Origin of the sequence: Paenibacillus haidiansis, assembly GCF_036553665.1 — a bacterium.
GTDB lineage: Bacteria > Bacillota > Bacilli > Paenibacillales > Paenibacillaceae > Fontibacillus > Fontibacillus haidiansis.
In genome coordinates this window covers 33,051-51,120 of sequence record NZ_JAZHPZ010000014.1, presented here as the reverse complement: position 1 = coordinate 51,120, position 18,070 = coordinate 33,051, and the positions used below count along the sequence as shown (strand labels likewise).

Below are 18,070 nucleotides of genomic sequence, written 5' to 3'. Positions count from 1 at the left end.
AATAAGCGTTATTCTTCGGCTGCCGGATCTTCAGTTGTTGGATCGTCAGTTGGTGGAGCGGCTTCTTCGCCTGTGCTGCCGTATGCCATTTGCCAGAAGCCATAACCAGCATTCGAACGGCCATCAACACCATACAGATACTGCTTTTTCATAAAGACATTCTGGTCGGTTTCCTCTGTCATAGAGACAAATTTCGGCGGTTTACGTTCTTGATAAATCAATGGCTTTAATGACTTGGACGTGCAGAGCAGATACCAGGCATCATCAGCGCCTGCAAGTTCAGGGACGACAAGTAATGTAGCAGTTCCCTTGTACGTATTTGTCGTTCCGTTAATTTGATCCGCTTCGAGGATCATCTTGCCCATATTTTCATTTGCCGGGGCTACCGCAAGAATATCCGGAATGATCTTCAGGCTTTTTTCTTTTTCATCTGTCAGGGACATCATGGCTGTACGGGCAGCAGCGTAAGACTCAGGCGTTAGCTTCTTCTTTCCCTTGTTGCTGACGAACTTTTTACCAACCTTATGAGAATCTGAAAAGAATGGCTGGCCATCGTAACACTTGTTCTTAAACCCATTTTTCAAGAGGTCAAAGACCAATTCATCAGGAAATGTTGCGGAACTTTGGCCGATATCCTGAATCACGGGATTATACAAGCCGATCGTGTCATCCTCGATATCGTTACGATCTACACCGACGGTCAATTCAAAGTCCTTATTTTTAACCGTGTAATCCGAGGCTTCCAGGTTTTGAATCTGTCGATCTCCAATCCACTCCCGCATCCGTGGGATTCGGCCAAGCCATTTATAATTCTCTTCCCCTGTAGTAGATGGAACTTTGGTAGCGACCTTTTCCCATTGTGTTTTCGTCTCGTCAAACGCCTTGTTAAACAGAGTCTTGAACCCTGTATAAATACCCCGCAGGGCTTGCTGGTTTACAATCATGCTTCATTTCCTCCTTGATAGGTTTAAAGATTGATTACAAGATTTCGACTATCACGTCGCCGTCTTCAAATCCAAGGACTTTACCGGCTATGCTCGCGCTGGTTGCCGTTATTGTGACCGTTTCATCGTCCTCGATGTAACAGTTCTTCAGTACATCCTTGGCACCAATAGTTCCGGTCTGCGAGTTGCTCCAAACAAAAACGCCGCGACGAACCCGGATAGATAAGGCCCCGTCAGTTCCAGATGTGTTATCGACAAGCTCCTCCGCACGGCCAGCGGCAGTAAGTCCGGTTGCTTTGGTTCCCGGAACCGCGAACCCGGCTGCATCGACGGCCACGATAGAACCGTCAAAGATTTTAGCGCCACCCTTAACGGGGAGCATAAGCGTTCTTCCCTCAGCGACTTCCGGGGTGTTTCTACCTTTGCTTAACATGTGTCTTTTCTCCCTTCAGGTAAGATGATGGATCTTACTTCCCGTATTTTTCGATGTCTTCTTTGGAGACGCCGAGCTGCTTACACACGGCCAGCGTCGCCTCGTCAGTGGCCGCTGGTTGTTCTTTGCCGGAATCGATCGTCAGCTCACCGATCGGGACGGTTTGCGGTGCCTTTTCCATGAACTTTTTGAATCCCTCCGGATCTTTCAAAGCATAAGTTTCAGCCCATTCCTTTTGAGCGGGGGAAATCTTTCCGTCCTTCAGGGCTTTGGTAACAAGTTCATCCGAGTCCTTTTTATCCAGACGGGCTTTCAAAGCTTGGAATTCAGATGCAGGCACAAACCCTGAGGGGTTCTTCAGAGACATGATGGCGGCTGCCACATCTTCCGTTTTCGCCGTCTCGGCCACGCCCAGCAAGTCCATGATTGTCTTATTTGCGACCAGCTCATTGTCGGCTTTTTGTTCTTTATCTTCTTTAGGCTTCTCAGCGGATTTCAGCACCTCGCTGATCTTTTGTAAAATTTGTTCTTCCGTGGCGTCTTCACCCAAGCCCAATAGGGCCGCCAGTTTCTTCAGAAAATCCATTTCATTTCTTCCTCCTTCATCCAATTTGAAATTAAGAGAGTTGACAATCGGAAACATGCCGTCAATCGCCGGGGTGTTTGTGAGGGCGACCGAATGAAGAACGATCGCCTTGGTATCCGATTTACGAACCAACACAACCGGCGACAAATACCGATATTCCTTGTTTCTTAAATACTCCTGTGCCTTTGGCGTCCATTCCACCTTTGCCGCGATGGCATCGTCCTGAAGGATCAGGTCTTTGATCCAGCCGCCAGCCGGAGCCTGAACATCCTCCAGCGTCTGATGTTCGTAATCAACAACGATGTCGAGGGCCCGCTCACGGAACTTTCTTTGAATCTCCTGGAATGACTCCTGATCGACGATAAAGTCGCCTTTTTGGGATTTAACTCTCCCTAGAGGGAGGACTTTAATGATGTCTGGAATTCCTTCGATCTTCACCGTCTGGCCGGAGCAAGCGAACCATTTTTTCAGGGGAACCACCTCCTTAACGTGTCATTTGCTTCTCAGACCCCGTTATAACGCGTTATAACGGGGGTTGCATTGCAGATACCACCAACCGGAAGCCAAATTTCTCTATCGGCTTAAATCGGCTTTTAGAGGCCTTGTCTTATGAATTCCGTTTTTCCCGATTTTCGAAGGCCTTCCGCAAGGCTTCCGGGTAGCTACTCACATCCGGATGAAAGGCATTCTTTGCCGGGTTGGTGGAGAAGTTCGGGTCCGGAATAATATTTGTGAACCGACCGCCGACTTCCGCAGAAACCGGGGCCGATGTTTCAACCGTAAGCCCTCGATCTTTTACTTGGCGCTCCGAGAGAGTCTTTACACCGCAGCGGCAACGAAACCCATTCGGAGGATACCAAGTATCCCAAATCGGATCATCAGCCCGGAATACTTTGCCATCCATTGCAAGATGAGAGGGACGTGTTCTGCGGTCATTAACGGCGTCATATTGCCAATAGGGCCGCAGCCGAAGTACCTCCGGATCAGTCATTTGCTTGTAGTGCCCAACCTGGTAGGCTGTCTGAATATTCGTCCGGTAAATGTTATCTGCCTGAAAGTTCGTGATCCCTTCATATCCCTTGCGCTCAAGAAAGTCGTTCATTTTGTCTCTGAAGCTTTGCGTCGTCTGACCTTCTTCGATCGCTGCCAGCAGCTCGTCCTGGAATTTCTTCAGGATCTGGATCTTGCTATACCCGGACACGGTGAACGCTTTATGGCGATATTCTTCCGCAAGGTCATAAAAGTCAGTTGGTTTCAGCGTCAGTTTATCGCCAAAAAATTCGGCTGCTTCTTTAAAGCTCCAGCCCGGCTCGGTTAGCAATTCAAACAGATCTTTCATATTCTTCGGCCCTCCCGATCAGGTCGGCGTAAAACATCGACTTTGCCAGCAGCTCGTCGAGATCCCGAATGTCCATCTTGGCATACAGCGATTCAACAAACGTTTGATCCTCAAGCTGATTCTTCAGTTCCTCTAAGCTTTCGGCTTTGCCAAGAATATTGAGAATCGGCGCGAATATTTTTGCAAATACCCCTGAATTGTGCTGGAGAGCTGCATCGGCCAGGTGATCGATTTGCTGTTGCGCTGTATCCTTCGTTTCCTTGTTTGTATTTGCCATCAAGAAAGAGGGCTGTGCGGCTGATAATGGCAAAGCTGCTGCAACTGATGGCGGAGAAGCTACCTCCTCACCATATTCCGGTTTCGGGATAGAGAACTTCTTATAGATGTGTGCTGTAGGTATCTTCAGCCCAACTTTTGAGATCAAGGTGTCGTAAATTTCAGCCGTCTGCTTCAGATCATCGGCTTCCTCACAATCGAACCGAATGTAAGGTATACGGCGATCCTCACCAAAGTTGAAATAGACTAGCGGGCGGAGGAGATCCCGGCGCAAAGTAGCAGCGAGAGCTTTACAGTCGGCCACCGTCAGGTCATGCCTGACCTCGTTATGCGTCTTGGATTGAGCGTAGCTGCCGCCACCGGAATCAGATGTCAGTGTCTGACCGAGAATCGCTTTTGAGACCTGCTCATCACAGTATCTTGCCAACGACTCATAGACATTAATTGATGTCGTCTTACTGGATTCCTTGAACTCAATCTCCGTACCGTTCGGGATGACCCCAGCGGCGTCTGTCCCGATTTGAATTAATGCCCGCATTAGAGCAATCTTGTCATCCTCGGAGGCCGAGGGATCGTATTTGCCGAGCCGTAGCGGCATTCCAAACACTTCGCAGAAGCTGACCCAATCTTTGATGTCATAGTTCTTGAAAAGATACATCCAGGCGACTACCCGTAAAACCCCCGCACGGGCCGGATGTCCGGATCTAGCCTTATACCGGTGCATGATGAACTTATTGGGAATCATCGGTATGCCATTAGGAGCTTCCCGAGTTGTCACTTTAAAGATGTCATCGTTGTCCCAAAGGAACCTTTTCGGATGGCGCCATTTGATGTCTTGTATAACGGTGTGACCCTCGTCGTAACCCCAGATAATCTCTGAAACGGAAATCCCCTTGCCGATCGCGTCGAGGAGATCCATAAAGATATCCTCAATATTCTCCAGCGCTTCGATTTGCTCTTTGACGAATTCGGCGATCAGCTTGTCCTGCTCTTCGTCCGAGAAGGGAATGATTTCGAAATCAAGACCTGTCACAGCGTTCTTCCTTGTCTGGAGCTGCGAAAACAGATGAGGGTCTTTTTCCTCCATTTCCTCGAACAGTTCCATTTGCCGCATGACATCACCAGCATCGGCTTCGCGGAAAATTTGCGCTAAGCGCTGCGGGGTCAGCCCGTTGCTTGGATAGGTCGAATACTTATCATGGACCTGGGCGACCGCGATTTCAGTCATTTCCGGCTTCTGGATCACGGGGGATTGTTGCCGATTCACCTGGTTCTTTTTGGATTTGTTTTTCGACAATTCGTTTCACCCCTTTAATAAGCGCCTCGCCGGAACTTCAGCGCACGGCCGATCACAGATTTGTAATCAACTTTGTTGGTCGTCTTGATGCTGAGTGCCAGACGGACGGCCATTTCTAAACCATCGGGGCCGTCGTCATTCCGGCCCATTGGAAACTCTTTGAGCTGCTGAAGCAGTGTTTTGTGTTTCCGGGAAAACTTCAGATACCGGTTCTTGATCAGCGGCTGCAAGCTTTCAATACGCATGAATTTATTCTGGGTGCTAGTGATTTCCTCGATGGGTAAATACTCACCAGCTTCAGCGGACTTTTTAACGAGTACATCTTTGAAGTAGTGCTGAAACTGTACGGTCTCCACGCCGAACTTATAGAAAGGTTTCTTTAGATCCCGTTTATTTCGTTTCGACATCTCGATCGCATCATCGATGATGACATCCGGATGTCGCTTCTCGATCGAAGCCTCGGCCACGTACATGTAACCGGTTTTGGTATCCTTGGCGATGGCAATGATTGAGCTAGTGTCTGATTTTTTGTTTTTGCCAAGCGACGGGTCATTCGCAGCTACGATGATGTATCTGGGATCGGAAAAGTCGATTGTCGGATCATCGTCGTAGAAGTCGAACCATTCCTCGTTAAACGTACAACTGTCCGGGTCAATCGGATCGTTCTGGATCTCCGAGTTAAAAGAAGCGTCACCTTCGGACAGCTTGATAACCATCAGATCGTAGTAGGAGAGTTTTTCCTCCCAGAGAACTTCCGTTCCGGCCAGCATGGCTTCCCGGTTTTCTTCAAAAAAAGCCAGAGCATCTTCCTCACGTGCCGGATTGTCCAGATCGCAATAGAGCAACGCCCAAGCGTCCCAGAGGCTTTCCTCAGTTGAGAAGCCGATTACCCCGCGATATGTCACACATTTATAGGATGGGTTTTTAAGCACTTTGGACAGCAGGGAATCATAATGCAGGATCGTTCCGATATATACAATATCCGTGTACGTGTCCCCAGCCTTGGAAACTGCTTTATAGAACCAGTTCTCCAGCTTCTTACGTTGTTCCGGCGTATTGACGTTCTCGTCATTTTCGATGTCGTCCAGGACGAGGAGATCCGGACGCCAGTTTCGATGTCTACGGCCGCGAATCTTCTTCCCGCTGCCGATCGCTTCAACCTTGATATCCGTAGATGTCAACAGGACGCTGCCTTTCCAAACCTTGCCCTTCAGGCTGCCGAAGTCCTCAATAATCGCTGTATTGTCCTCCAGTTCGGTCTTGATGTCAGTGAGGAAACCTTCGGCCTGGTCGCTGCTATCCGACAGGATAATGGGGTAATGCTTATATTCGTAGACCACGGCATGGAGCGTATCTTTAAACGTAAAGTTTGTAGATTTCGCATGACCCCGGGGAGCAGCCGTACCACGTTTGCATCCTTTTTCCCGGGAGATCTTTTTCTTATCAATGATTGGGTTCAGACCTTTCATGACGCCTTGCGTCCAGATCCGATCCAGCTCACCATGAAATTTTGGCGACTCCCGAATAAAGTAATGGGGGAGATAAGCCCGGCCAAAGTATTCCAGGTCAACCGCACCGAGCCTTTTCCGAAGCCCGTTCGCCCCGGTCAGCTCATCACCTTCCAGGTAAGCCTGCCAAAGGGATTTGCGGTAATCGCCGTGTTCATTGTTCCGGCAAACATATCGCTCGAAGAGATCCCGCTGGTAGACAAGGTCTTGGATCTGTTCCTTGGCTTCGTCGTCCTCCTCCAGTTGACGGATGTAGTCGTCCAGTTTAATCATCGGCCATCATCTTTTCCTTGGCTTTTTGTAAGACCTCTTTGAGTTGGGCGGCCAGAGCAGCGTCCGACTTGATCGCCGCCATGATGTCGGATTCCATTCCGGAGAAGGCAAGGTCGATTTTCTTTTGCATGTCCTGGCGGACTTTGTCCTTGTAGACCTTGCTGCGGGATAGGGCGACCATCAGCCGACCGGCTTTATCGAGATCCATCTCGTCCCATTCTTCCTGGGCCTGCGCCATCTTGCGGGTCAGCTCACCGGCCATGATCTGCATGGCACCCTCGGTATAATCCGCATCCGGATTTTTCTTGATCAATTCGACCAGGGCGCGGGTCTGTTCTTGGGCTTCCAGTAGCCGCTGAGTCGATTTATCCAGCCGTAGAGCATAGCGCCCGACTGCCGATTTACTTATCGCATAGCCTTGACTGTCCAGATATTCGACAATTTCCCAATAAGTGATCCGGGTATCTGCCAGCATGGCATCGACCTGATCCTTAATGTGCAGCGGCAAATCATCGATAAGGCATCTGGTTCTACGCTTTCCCATTAGAGCATCACTCCCGGGTCAGATGGGGTGGAGCCTTCCAGCAAATCGATCCCCGTGACAGTCAGCCGGATAACGGCATCATTTGCGTATGCGGTATAAGAGTTGATCCGATTATCGGTAAATTCGATGTAGCCTTTGCCGATCAAGTAATCCAGGTGTTTCGAAATATCCGGGCTGACGATGACGCCATCATTGACCATGACATTAACGAGCTGCCGACATAGCAAGGAGTTGTTATGCCCTTTTACGAGGGATCGCAAGATGTACCCCCGGACCGCCTTGTTATGCTGAGCGCCGCGATATTCTTGTTCATCCTGTACCATGCTTATTGCCTCCTTTCAGCAGCACGTCATGGATCTTCTCCAATTTCGTATCCACGTTGTTCATTGTGCGAATAAAATCTTCTCGGGTGGTGTAGATAAAGGGGAGGTCAGACTTCAGATTCTCCAGCTTCTCTTCCAGCGCATCCACCCGTTCGGCGTTCTCCTTGATTTGGGTCTTAACTTCGGAGAGCGTTGCTTTAAGGAAGAAGCCGATAGCCCCGATCCCGAGCATTGTGACCGTTTGTATGATCCATGAATAATCCATCAGACTGCTCCTTTTAGCTCCAATACCTTGGACTCAATTGTGTTTTTGATGTAGTTGTCCATGTCGCCCAAAGTCGAGGCCAGAACCGCCAGATACTCCGGCTCCAGTTGGTCATAAATCTGGTCGAAGGCTTGGCGGGAAAGCTGGAAGAGCTGATCTCGGCTAGTTAGCCCGGCCTTGACTGCCTCACGGATTTCCTTTGCCGTCGTCTGCTCAATGGACCTGACCGTTTTGGTTGCTACATCATCGAGCCGGGAGAGGGCAGTTAGTATAAGCGAGCGCTGCTCCTCATTGTCGATCTTCTGCGCTTCAAGTTTCACCTTCGCGATAGCCCGCTTGATGTAATACATGGCGTAGGCACAAAGCAAAGTAAGTACGCCGAGCGCAAAGTTTGTCAGTATGTCTTGGATGGAGTTTTGCATCGTATTCCTCCTTGTCAGAAAAAATAAAAAAACCAGTACAGGCAATTGCCTATACTGGTATCTTAGCTTTCTTTTATTTGAGGGTATTGAGGAAGCGCTTCTGTGATTTTTAAGGGGTTTCGTCTATGAAGTCGAAGATCGTCATCTGATCCTTATGGTGCCCGGGACCGCAAATTTCGCGTATCCACTTTTCTGTCAGATCGTATTTTCTAGCAAGTTCAGCGTGATTATATCCGTTAAACTCTTGTTTGATATGATGATCCCGTGCAGGCCTCAATATAGTATCCGCCTTTGGGATATAAATTGTACTGCCTCCGAAGGCTTGAGCCAATTTGTAAAATCCTATAACGCCGATGAGTTCCGCAAATTCGCGATAAGCATCCGGAATCATTTCGATATCCAAATCGTTTACCCATTCGTCCACGGAATAATCACCTCCCATTATATCAGGGTCATTTCATTTGGCAATCATCCGGCCTTTTGTCCAGCAGCTAAGCGGACTTGATTCGCTAAACGGTTGAACTCGTCGCGGGCATCTTTGAAGTCTTGGACGACATGCCAACCAGCGGATAGAAAGCGGATGATCTTTTCGGCGTCGGTAGGTTGGATATCGGTTCCCCGGCGTAGTTCATCCGCCAGTCGGTTAAATTCTCCTGCGTACTCTTTTTGCGGAACAAACCATGCGGCAGATAGGAATCGGATGATCTTCTCAGCGTCAGAAGATGAAACTTTGCACTCGATCTCTGGAGTCATCGGCTTGTCCTCTTCGGACGTATCCCACCAGCCCTCACCTCCGTAGGATTCGTTAAAATCAACAGTCATACCTGCCAGAGACTGCCCATTTTTATATTGAAAAACATTAGCCTTCGCGCTTTTCTTCCCACTTGACCAGGCATACGTCTGCCAGAAAGCTGATGCGGCTTTACGCTGCGCCATTGCTTCAATGACTTTATACGATCCATAAACGCCGATCTTATAACCTGGGATCTGGGAAGCAGCAGCTTTGAGGTAGGCCTCAATCTTATCAAAGTCTTTTGCTTGAGCATCATAATCTACGGCAAAGTAGATTACGCTTCCTACTGGCTGATTTATTAGCTTCGCCTCTTTAAAGGCCTCGGCACCGTCAACCTGTCCGGCTGCCGCACCTCCCGCAGGCCGGGAAGCTGTCGTTTCGAACACCGAGATCACTTTCATCCCGGCTGCCGTCAGCCTTTCCGCTTCGGTTCTAGTCAACCGTTTCCAGGCTAAACGCTCCGGTACCAGGTAGCGGGCAGCAAAAGTATATCCAGCCGCCGCCATTTTTTTTGCATTTGCCGCTGTGATTGGAACGGCACAGTCAATTCCTTTGTTCATTTTCATTCTCCTCTTCACTAGGATTATTCTGCTGGGGTAAATCATGTAAAAACCGTATCGCCATTGCTGCGACCTGGGTCATTTCCATTCTTGCTTTAATAAGGTCATTAGCTTTTATAGCCTCCCAAGCCTCGTCTACTTCTTCTTTAAGTACGGCATATCCCTCATGAGCCGAAGCTAATGGAGAAAACTTTCCCATAGCTCTACGCAATTCCATGACTACTTCAACCGTAATATTATCAATACGGATATCTAAAGGCCTGCGATCATCGGATATAGCCGGGGTGGCCTTGTTGTTTTCCGCCTTGCTGAACTGAGGTGATTTAGGACTTCGAATTCCCCAGGAACGAAGACGACCATATAAAAAGTTCTTTGACATTCCGTATTTTTCTTCGATCTGGGTGATTGTCATCCCCTTTTTAAACTCTTTTAGCACGATGTCTTTGGTTACATGTTCATATTTTGACCGCCGCTTAACTCCTGAAGCCGGTTCTGGCTGCTGCAAAGAAGGGGGGCTCGATGTTTTGCGTTGTAAAGAAAATGGCTTGGATGCCTTTGACTGAATCCGATCTGGTTCCGGAAGATTACTGTTAAAATGCTTCAGCTCTTCCGGGGTGAGCAAATACTCATCGACGGCTCCCGCACCAATGGCGCGACTTTCAGCCTCACGGCTTCGGATAGGATAGTGAAACTCGCTCATTGTGACACCTCACATTCATTCTTTTCATACTTGATTTCAAATCTAAGGGTAGGGTCTATGGTGACTTCAATGATCTGGCGGTCAGCCGGTTGCTTTCTAACCTGATGAAGGATACTTTCCAGACTCACTGCTACTGTACCCGCCGTTAAAATCTTCGGAAAGACTACAAAGCTGCGGTTGGGATCGGGTGGAGTCGCGAATGGAATAGGAACAGAGCTAGGTTTTGATCTTGCCATTATGATGCACTTTCTGAGGCTTTACGAATAATTCCTTTGATCATATGGCCGTTTCCTTCCTGATTAACTTGATCAGCAAGGCGCTTCACTTGATATCGAAATGAAGACGATAACCGTATTTTTGACACAACCACGGCTTCCACCGGCTTTGAACCTTCCCGCAAATACCCTCCTAATAGCGGGTTAGGAACCATTTTTGAAACAAGAACAATATCTCCAACCTCTGCCGATTCCCGCATGATTTGAATATCCTTAACCCTTTTGGAAACTTCCCGTTTGAGAGCAGTCCGTTGCTTCACGGTCATTTTATTTGCGTTGAAGCAATAGCTCCGTAAATCGATTGTTCTTACCGCCAAATCAAATTTATTTCCATTATCAGCACATTCTGAGGCAAGTGCATTAATACAGCCCAAGCGATCCGTCCATTGAAATTTTTTAGGATCGAATATGGGTTCTTCTTCATTCGATAGCGACATCTTCTTCGACGCCTCCTTTGTCATTCATTTTGATAATTATTTCCGCTTGTTGTCCTGCATTTGCTGAGCCATTTTCATTAATTCGGCAAACTCTTCATCGGTAACAGTTGGTTCACCTTGACTTTGGACAATCGGCAGAACCGGTTTTTGATAACGATTGTTCGATGATGGGGCTGGAGCCTGGGACTGACCTTTACTCAAATTCCGGATAATACCACGGGTGTAATGCTCTTTGATGTTAGGGTACTTATCGATATGAGTCCGAAGCGCCTGGATGACAGTTTTAGCGGGATACTTACTCCAAAACTCAAGTTCCTTGCTTTTAATGCCTTCAGACACTTTGCCGGTTGACCTTGTCCAGCGAATGGTATCCCAATAATCGTTAATCACTTTTATTTGCAGGTCGCTGTAACGCTCTAGCAGAGGGTTTTCCATACTTAACACCCCCTCCCTTGAATCCATCGGATAGATAAAGCTGCGAATCCTTCCGGTAGATAGGGAGATCCGCGCAAAATATGCGTCACGACAACGACTGCGGATCTGCCAGTATATTTCCATTCTTCGGGATTCCATTCTTGCAGCCGCAATACATCGCCCGCACTATACGTTTTGTCATCCTCTTGTCTGATTTCTACCGTCTTACGTTTCAGGGGATCGGGGGAAGTAACGGCTTCAAAGTGGTCCGGCCAGATTTTTAAATCATAAGCAATCATTAGACTGACCCCCTGCTTGTGGCCCGACGCTTTATATTCTTCAGCGCCTCAATCGTTTTGCTGGCGGCTTCCGGCGTTAAGTAGCTCGGATGGCTTACATGTTGTTGATTTTCAAGAAAATGTCTCAGCCTACGGGGATCATTCGTCCAGCCCATTTCTTCGGCAAGCTTATTGATTTGCCAGATTTGATTTGGTGTAGCTCTTGTTGGAGGATGGCCTTTTACTAGGGAAGTGAGACGATCAATAACCTTAATCCCTTGATTTTTGCTCAGAGACTTAATGCTGTCTGACCTGGTCACGGAATAGACCAGGTCATGCAGCTCTTCATCATTTAAACCGGCTTGTCTGGAGAGACCATAAATCTTCTTAATTTGCGGATAGGTGATCTTATCCATGAACGGCACCTCACAGATCGGCCAGCTTTTCGCGATCTACTTCATACCAAAAAATGTCATCAATGGTGAGTGTTGCGCCAACCTTTAAGATGTCGCTTTCCGGATACTTCTTCAGGTTATCCTTGTCGATTTTCTCCGGCGGTTGAACAATACAATCTGTCATTCCAAACTCTTTAATCCGCCGGATAACTTCCGCCAGTTTGGCCGCCGCCCGAGGAAGCCCAATCTTTGTACTCTTGCGGTAGCCCGCGCGACCGAAGTTGATTTCTTTCGTTTTCCGGTTACCTAAGTCATCGCGGTTTTCATCGATAAACTCCTTCATTTGAAGTTCCAGCAGCTTGATACGTTCCTTGTGCGGCTTTGCTTCCATTTCGGCAGAAAGCTTGATATCCGAAATTTTGGCGTTCATTTCCGCCTCGATACGCTCGACGGCGAGCTGACATTCGCCGATCTCCTTTAGCGTCAGGTCTACATCATCCCAGCTTTTGAGTGCCGGTGCGTCCGGCATTCTTACTCTTGTCATGCAAATTCCTCCTTTGATTCGATAAATGTATTGATAAGCTGACCCGCTTCAAAGCGGAAGACGCAGCCTTTTTCACGGTATAACCAATCGGCATCAGAGGCAGAAATCGCTTCTGATAGCTCTTTCTCTAATCTCTCCAGGACAGCTTCGTAAGGTTCTTTGACTGAAATATGCTCGCCATTCACTACGTAATCAGGTGAATAGGCCAGAGCCCGGCGAACTTCGGAGTCACTGAGCCCAGAAACCACGGCTGCCGCTCTCACTTTGACCGGCAGCCTGACACAGTTCAATAGAGCAAAGAGGCGAATAATCGGATCGGTTGGGTTCGAGAAGGTTCTCATAATGTAACCTCCTAAAGCATCATCATGTTACTGGCCTTGGCGATCATTTCTGATGATATGGCCGATCCAGCGGATGATAAGCGCATAATGTTGTTCAGCGTGCGATCAAGCAGCCGGAAACAACCGGTTTGGGCATTCGTAGCACGGGCTATCATTTCTTGCATTGCCTCGTCATCAAGGTTAAAGTTTGCCAAGTATTTCATCACTTCCTGATTGGACAGACCCCGGAGCGTGGCGTAGAAATCGACCCGGTTCGCAAAGCGGGAGAGATAACCTTTAATTAAGCCCTCCAGTTTGGGTTCCCCGGCGATAACCAGACCGACATCGGCTTGATCGAAAATTCCCCGCAGGATCTCCATTTTCTTTTGGGTGTACTTGCTGACCAGCTTGTCCGCTTCATCGACGATCAGCAGATAACCCCGATTGACATTAAAGAATTCCCGGATGCCGTTGACACGCTCCCAGATAGACCCATATCCGGTAGGAATACCGAGCGCTCGCTCAATCGCCTTGACAAGGTCGCGCTGGCCCATCGTATCATCGCACTCGACATAAGCAACGCGCGGCATCTTGGCGTAATACTTCAGAGTATGCGTCTTACCAAATCCGGATTTACCGACAATAATCCCAAGCCCAAGATACTCCTGGGCAGATTGGCAGACGCCAAGAATATTGATTGAATCCCGGCTTTCAAAAAATCCTGGCTTAGCCGGGAGAGAGCTTTCCCTAGTAGCGGTCAATTCGATCTCTCCCGTCTTAGCGGCCAGGTATGCGGATATCTTTTCTTCGATGTCACTGTTCTCGGCCTTGTAATTGCCGCTTAGAAATTGGGATACGGCGGGACGGGAGAATCCGATCTCCCGCGCAATTTCCGTAATCGTGGTTCCCGTTTGATCCATGTATTCACGGACTTTTACAACCAAACTTTTATTAATGGTGTAAAGTTCAGCAACAGCCGTCATATTTAATCCCTCCATTAATTAGCTAATTTGCGAAGTACGGCGAGCGCTTGCTCTGCCTTCTCTGAATACAACTCAACTTCAGCTCCGCGCTTGCCTTTTCTTGATTTAACCTCTTCCTTGAATTGCTGGTCTGATGGAAGAGAGACCACTTTCGATGGGCTCGGGGAATCATTCTTAACCATGAATCCGGCGACTTCTCCAGGGGCATTGTTATATTCGTTCACGCGCTGCTCAAGCGGCGTTCGGAAATAATCGCCTTTCGCCGTGTCGCGCTTGATTTGGTTTTTCTGCATTCGCATATGATCTTCTAGCGCCTTTTGCTGCACCTTCGGGGCGATCAGCAGGAGATCCTGGCTGACTGCTTCACAGATTTTCTGACCATCCTTGGTATAGACATAAAGCCTAGTAACATCATTGGCATCCCATTTGATATCCACTTTGTCACCGATGTAATCCGTCAATTCATCAGCTCGGTATTCGTATCCAAACTTCCGGATTCCTACGTTGTAAACCCGTACGCGCTCAGCCTTCATCATCAGGACAGTAGCGTAGGACTTCGGCGGCGCTGGTTTGATATATCGTTCCTCGGCATTCTGGAAGACCTCAATCGGCGTCTGCCATTTTTCACCCTGACGCTTCAAACCGCTATGCATGGAACGATGGTACTCGTTATCTCGCCATTCCTTCCATAGCTCATAGAGTTCTTCCATAGAGATCAGCTCATCGCGCTCCAGCATCTTGTCGATATCCTTGTTCACTTTAGCTGCCGTCTTTGAGCCGGTTAGCGTGCCAGTATAACTTACGAGCCATTTCTCAAACTTGCTGATCATCGTTCCAAAGAAGCGTTCGATCTGACCCTTTGACCAGGGCTGATATGGCAAGCTGCGGATGTCATCCTGGATACCGATTGAGCGATAGAAGCCCTTTGTTTCAGAATCGAAGCTCACACGTTCATTCCGTTTGCGACCGGTCATTGTCTCAGCGGTGTAGTCTTTTCCGTTGTCGATCAGCAGCCATTCCGGCACGCCGCCAACTTCACCGGCGTACATCATATTCAACAAGGATTGTTTCAGAATCTGAGCGTTAGGATTCAGACAGATCACATCACCGACGATGCAGCGGCTCCGAGTATCCATCCAAGCAACGAGCTTCGGACGAATCGCTGTGACTTTTCCGTTCGGGTGTGTGTACTTAACCCAAACGTCTAATGTATGAGCATCACCCTGAACCAGCCCCATAACCGGCAGGGCTTTGGTGTTTCTCGACGCTTTGACCATGACATGATTTTTATATTCCCGCAGGCCACGTGCAGCCAGGAACCGGGCATTACCTCCGCGCAGTTCATCCATCAAGTAACCTATGTAGCGTGCGACGGTAGGGTAACTCGGGTAATCCCAGCCATTGGCCGAGGCGACTTTCATCAGCCTGCTATATACCATGTCGATCGTGCCGTTATTCGCTGCAAAGTCTTGATCAAACCAAAGGTTCTCAATAAAGGCTTTACACTCAGGGGAGAGCGAAGGAAAAGTGAATTTTTGTTTAGGTTTCCGGCAAAGCGCAAGCACCTTGAAAAATTCATAATCATTTCCGTCTTGCTTCCTCATTTTCAAAGCCCATGCACTTGCTTCCAGATAACTTTCAGCATGTCGGTATAAGGTTCTTTGGCTAATACCAAGCTTTGCGGCGAAAACCTCTGAAAACTTGGTACGATCAGCATCGGCATAATTCAGGAACTCTCGGATGTGATTCGCCAATTCAACGGCTTCATAGTATTGCTTGCTATTCTTTGTCAGATAGGCGTTTAGATCACATTCTACGTACCAAGGAATTTCCTCATTTTTTGCGCGTTCTTCTATTAGGATATCTCCACCTTTGATCTGGGTAGATTTCTTATATGCCAACCGAGCTTTTTTACTAAGCGACGATATTGAAATTAATACGCGATCTTTTCCTCCAGATGGAGAGGCTTCATGTTTTGTGATAAAAGCTTTGGGATTACGTTGAATTTTTTTCTTGATTGTTTCATAACTAACTCCTTCATACCCAGCAGCTTCATCAATCGTGATGTACATTAAATCCAAAGCCTTTACCTCCTTTCCATTCAATGCAAATCCATGGTAAAATGGAGGAGAAATTTATATTCCTTGTCTCGGGAGAGCGTCTGCCTGTGGTGGGTGGGACGCTCTTTCTCATCTTCTCTCGAAACGCTGTGTAGTTTCTCCTCTGAATACTTCATGCTGACACTGATTCATTAAAGTTCTTAGATTCAATCCCTAATGCCTCCGCAATTTTGCCAATATAACTTCTCCCTGACCGTTCTCCGATCATAATGAGGTAAAGGTAATTGCTACTAGTTCCAACCTCTGCTGCAAGCTGATATTGGGTTTTTCCAGTTTCGATTAACCTTTTCTTTATGATCACCCCGGTAGGCGTTAAATCACGTTTCATTGTTTGCACTTCCTTTCTGGTTGTCTGCTGCTACCATTCTAAATGCGATTTGTTTACCAGTTTCACGTGACGCTTCATTTCTTAATTGTCTTGTTGCAGCAATTTTTGCACTAATTTCAAGCGTGACTTTCCTCAGTTCGGAAATCAGTAATTTTTCGCGTTCCTCCAAAAACTCAATAAAAGATTCCATTGCTGCTTCGTGTGCAGTAGATACGATTAATTCCGCATCTGGAGCATTCATCTGAATATCCCCAAGAATTTTCTGAGCAATTCCCGTTACAAGCTCATGCTGCTCATGCAAGGATCTGGCCACATAAATCCTCCTCTCCACATAGAATTCCAATCAGAAGTAAATATTCAGTTTTCAAGGATCAGGTTGCCTTAAACCTGTTGTTAGATCATGATGTGTGGTAATATCTTGATAAGGTTTCCTATCTATCATTATTTTATTTCGGATATCCGAACTTGTCAATAAATTTAATTCTGAAATCAGATATTTACACTGAAATCCGAATTTCCCTGGGAGGATCAATTCATATGGGCACAATTGGTGAAAGGATAAAAGGCAAACGAAAAGAACTGAAGCTTACGCTAAAAGACATAAATAAATTGACTGGCATATCCACTGGAAATATGAGCGATCTTGAAAATGACAAATACGCTCCCTCTGTTGCAAATTTATTGCTCATCAGCAAAGCGCTCTCTGTTTCAATAGATTGGCTTGTGACAGGAAAAGAATATCAGATATCCGAACATGTTGTTCAGCCTACGACTCAAACTGCAAGTGGCGATTCAATTTCTCCTGCTGATCTGGAACTTTTAGCAAAATTTCATCAATTGACCGAAAAGGAACAAGTGAAGATTGAAGGAATGATAATGGGGATACTGATGGCGCGTGAGGATATACGTCAAACATCGGTCACGCAGAAGTCTTCTTCCTCGATGAATACAGAAAGACGAGAAGAAGGCGCAGCAAAAAGTGAGTCCGCCTAATTTTTTTGTATGCAATGATAGGTTTTCCTATCTTATGCTGAAGAATTGCTCTTACCTTAATCATTAACAAAAGATAGTTGTGAACCCGCGCAAATAAAGCAATTCCGCACAATTTGCCAGTCTGTACAAATTGAAGAATTGACCAACTATAAAGTCGCGTTTTTTGACTCTTACTTAGCCTCTATTTATTCGAAATAATGTGCAGTTCCTTGTCCCATTGAAACAATGCTAATTTTTATTTAATAAAAGTCCGAAAACCCGCGTCACAACTGCAATGGGACACTTTTTTGTGTGAATTGTTAAAATGTCACTTTGCTTGGATAAAGAAAATCCACTTTAAATTAGTGGTTTGTATTTTTTATAACGCAATAATATAAAGAGCTAAATCACCGAAAGTCCTTGATTTATTTAGGTTTCTTTGAACTAGGTAATCTTCGCGTTAATGAATTTAACAATGACTAACGCCCCGTTATAACGCGGCGACATTTTTTGAGTCATACATATTCTGGTCTAATGTGAACTGGACTCAAAAAAAGCGCGAATCCCTTATCCCGAAAGGGTTTCGCGCTTTTTTTCTTTCAAAATTCGAAAGTACGTGACCGTTTTTTTCTTCTCAAGATTACTGTCATAGTTTTTCTAATATTATCTCGTCTAATCCCTTATAGTATCGGCGTTTCCCGTGTTTTCCCGGTTCTTTTTTTGTCACTTACTATTTGTCAA

Annotated in this window: 24 protein-coding genes; 1 reads left to right on the top strand and 23 read right to left on the bottom strand. The window is 47.0% G+C overall.

Translation table 11 applies throughout. The features are described 5' to 3' along the window. Positions 1-8 precede the first annotated feature (8 nt). The 23 genes from V3851_RS21180 to V3851_RS21070 all read right to left on the bottom strand — a co-directional run bounded on the left by V3851_RS21180 (position 9) and on the right by V3851_RS21070 (position 16,670). On the bottom strand, positions 9-944 hold the full coding sequence (locus V3851_RS21180; protein ID WP_331848535.1) for a Mu-like prophage major head subunit gpT family protein: 936 nt from the start codon (positions 942-944) through the stop codon (positions 9-11). 34 nt (positions 945-978) lie between these two features. Continuing rightward, positions 979-1,377 carry a hypothetical protein gene (locus V3851_RS21175; RefSeq protein WP_331848534.1) on the bottom strand — a complete coding sequence of 133 codons (399 nt, stop codon included), beginning with the start codon at positions 1,375-1,377 and terminating at the stop codon, positions 979-981. A gap of 34 nt (positions 1,378-1,411) precedes the next feature. Further along, on the bottom strand, positions 1,412-2,443 hold the full coding sequence (locus tag V3851_RS21170; protein ID WP_331848533.1) for a phage protease: 1,032 nt from the start codon (positions 2,441-2,443) through the stop codon (positions 1,412-1,414). A 127-nt stretch (positions 2,444-2,570) separates the two neighbouring features. Continuing rightward, entirely contained in the window at positions 2,571-3,302 is a 732-nt protein-coding gene (locus V3851_RS21165) for a phage head morphogenesis protein (RefSeq protein ID WP_331848532.1), read from the bottom strand. Next, positions 3,286-4,875: a DUF935 domain-containing protein gene (locus tag V3851_RS21160; protein ID WP_331848531.1), complete on the bottom strand. Its 1,590-nt coding sequence runs from the start codon at positions 4,873-4,875 to the stop codon at positions 3,286-3,288. Before V3851_RS21160 ends, V3851_RS21165 begins: the two co-directional genes overlap by 17 nt. 14 nt (positions 4,876-4,889) lie before the next feature. Beyond that, on the bottom strand, positions 4,890-6,656 hold the full coding sequence (gene terL, locus V3851_RS21155) for a phage terminase large subunit (RefSeq protein ID WP_331848530.1): 1,767 nt from the start codon (positions 6,654-6,656) through the stop codon (positions 4,890-4,892). Further along, the gene (locus V3851_RS21150) at positions 6,649-7,200 is read right to left on the bottom strand and encodes a phage protein Gp27 family protein (RefSeq protein WP_331848529.1); all 552 of its coding nucleotides are present in this window, start codon (positions 7,198-7,200) and stop codon (positions 6,649-6,651) included. The genes terL and V3851_RS21150 overlap by 8 nt, the downstream gene beginning before the upstream one ends. Next, positions 7,200-7,523, bottom strand: coding sequence for a hypothetical protein (locus V3851_RS21145; RefSeq protein ID WP_331848528.1), 324 nt, complete (start codon positions 7,521-7,523; stop codon positions 7,200-7,202). Before V3851_RS21145 ends, V3851_RS21150 begins: the two co-directional genes overlap by 1 nt. Then, entirely contained in the window at positions 7,510-7,788 is a 279-nt protein-coding gene (locus V3851_RS21140; RefSeq protein ID WP_331848527.1) for a hypothetical protein, read from the bottom strand. Before V3851_RS21140 ends, V3851_RS21145 begins: the two co-directional genes overlap by 14 nt. Further along, entirely contained in the window at positions 7,788-8,210 is a 423-nt protein-coding gene (locus V3851_RS21135) for a guanylate kinase (protein WP_331848526.1), read from the bottom strand. The genes V3851_RS21140 and V3851_RS21135 overlap by 1 nt, the downstream gene beginning before the upstream one ends. A gap of 109 nt (positions 8,211-8,319) precedes the next feature. After that, positions 8,320-8,634 (bottom strand): Mor transcription activator family protein, encoded by a 315-nt coding sequence (locus V3851_RS21130; protein WP_331848525.1) that lies wholly within the window; start codon positions 8,632-8,634, stop codon positions 8,320-8,322. A 44-nt stretch (positions 8,635-8,678) separates the two neighbouring features. Then, positions 8,679-9,569, bottom strand: a complete 891-nt coding sequence (locus V3851_RS21125) for a DUF1906 domain-containing protein (protein ID WP_331848524.1) — start codon at positions 9,567-9,569, stop codon at positions 8,679-8,681. After that, positions 9,547-10,263 carry a hypothetical protein gene (locus V3851_RS21120; protein ID WP_331848523.1) on the bottom strand — a complete coding sequence of 239 codons (717 nt, stop codon included), beginning with the start codon at positions 10,261-10,263 and terminating at the stop codon, positions 9,547-9,549. Before V3851_RS21120 ends, V3851_RS21125 begins: the two co-directional genes overlap by 23 nt. A 235-nt stretch (positions 10,264-10,498) precedes the next feature. Next, entirely contained in the window at positions 10,499-10,975 is a 477-nt protein-coding gene (locus V3851_RS21115; RefSeq protein WP_331848522.1) for a hypothetical protein, read from the bottom strand. 36 nt (positions 10,976-11,011) lie between these two features. Next, positions 11,012-11,410 carry a hypothetical protein gene (locus V3851_RS21110; protein WP_331848521.1) on the bottom strand — a complete coding sequence of 133 codons (399 nt, stop codon included), beginning with the start codon at positions 11,408-11,410 and terminating at the stop codon, positions 11,012-11,014. A 2-nt stretch (positions 11,411-11,412) separates the two neighbouring features. Beyond that, positions 11,413-11,688: a DUF3850 domain-containing protein gene (locus tag V3851_RS21105; RefSeq protein ID WP_331848520.1), complete on the bottom strand. Its 276-nt coding sequence runs from the start codon at positions 11,686-11,688 to the stop codon at positions 11,413-11,415. Beyond that, complete coding sequence (locus tag V3851_RS21100; RefSeq protein WP_331848519.1) at positions 11,688-12,083, bottom strand: phage protein GemA/Gp16 family protein; 396 nt, start codon at positions 12,081-12,083, stop codon at positions 11,688-11,690. The genes V3851_RS21105 and V3851_RS21100 overlap by 1 nt, the downstream gene beginning before the upstream one ends. Before the next feature lie 10 nt (positions 12,084-12,093). Further along, a complete protein-coding gene (locus V3851_RS21095; RefSeq protein WP_331848518.1) occupies positions 12,094-12,606 on the bottom strand; it encodes a host-nuclease inhibitor Gam family protein in 513 nt (170 codons plus the stop codon). After that, positions 12,603-12,947, bottom strand: coding sequence for a hypothetical protein (locus tag V3851_RS21090; RefSeq protein ID WP_331848517.1), 345 nt, complete (start codon positions 12,945-12,947; stop codon positions 12,603-12,605). The genes V3851_RS21095 and V3851_RS21090 overlap by 4 nt, the downstream gene beginning before the upstream one ends. Positions 12,948-12,958: 11 nt before the next feature. Further along, on the bottom strand, positions 12,959-13,909 hold the full coding sequence (locus V3851_RS21085; protein ID WP_331848516.1) for an AAA family ATPase: 951 nt from the start codon (positions 13,907-13,909) through the stop codon (positions 12,959-12,961). A gap of 14 nt (positions 13,910-13,923) precedes the next feature. Next, positions 13,924-15,981: a Mu transposase C-terminal domain-containing protein gene (locus V3851_RS21080; RefSeq protein ID WP_331848613.1), complete on the bottom strand. Its 2,058-nt coding sequence runs from the start codon at positions 15,979-15,981 to the stop codon at positions 13,924-13,926. Positions 15,982-16,141: 160 nt separating this feature from the next. Beyond that, positions 16,142-16,357, bottom strand: coding sequence for a helix-turn-helix domain-containing protein (locus V3851_RS21075; RefSeq protein ID WP_331848515.1), 216 nt, complete (start codon positions 16,355-16,357; stop codon positions 16,142-16,144). After that, entirely contained in the window at positions 16,347-16,670 is a 324-nt protein-coding gene (locus V3851_RS21070; protein WP_331848514.1) for a hypothetical protein, read from the bottom strand. Before V3851_RS21070 ends, V3851_RS21075 begins: the two co-directional genes overlap by 11 nt. A 224-nt stretch (positions 16,671-16,894) precedes the next feature. Here V3851_RS21070 and V3851_RS21065 point away from each other — a divergent pair, with 224 nt between their 5' ends. Next, complete coding sequence (locus V3851_RS21065; RefSeq protein WP_331848513.1) at positions 16,895-17,350, top strand: helix-turn-helix domain-containing protein; 456 nt, start codon at positions 16,895-16,897, stop codon at positions 17,348-17,350. Positions 17,351-18,070: the final 720 nt, after the last annotated feature.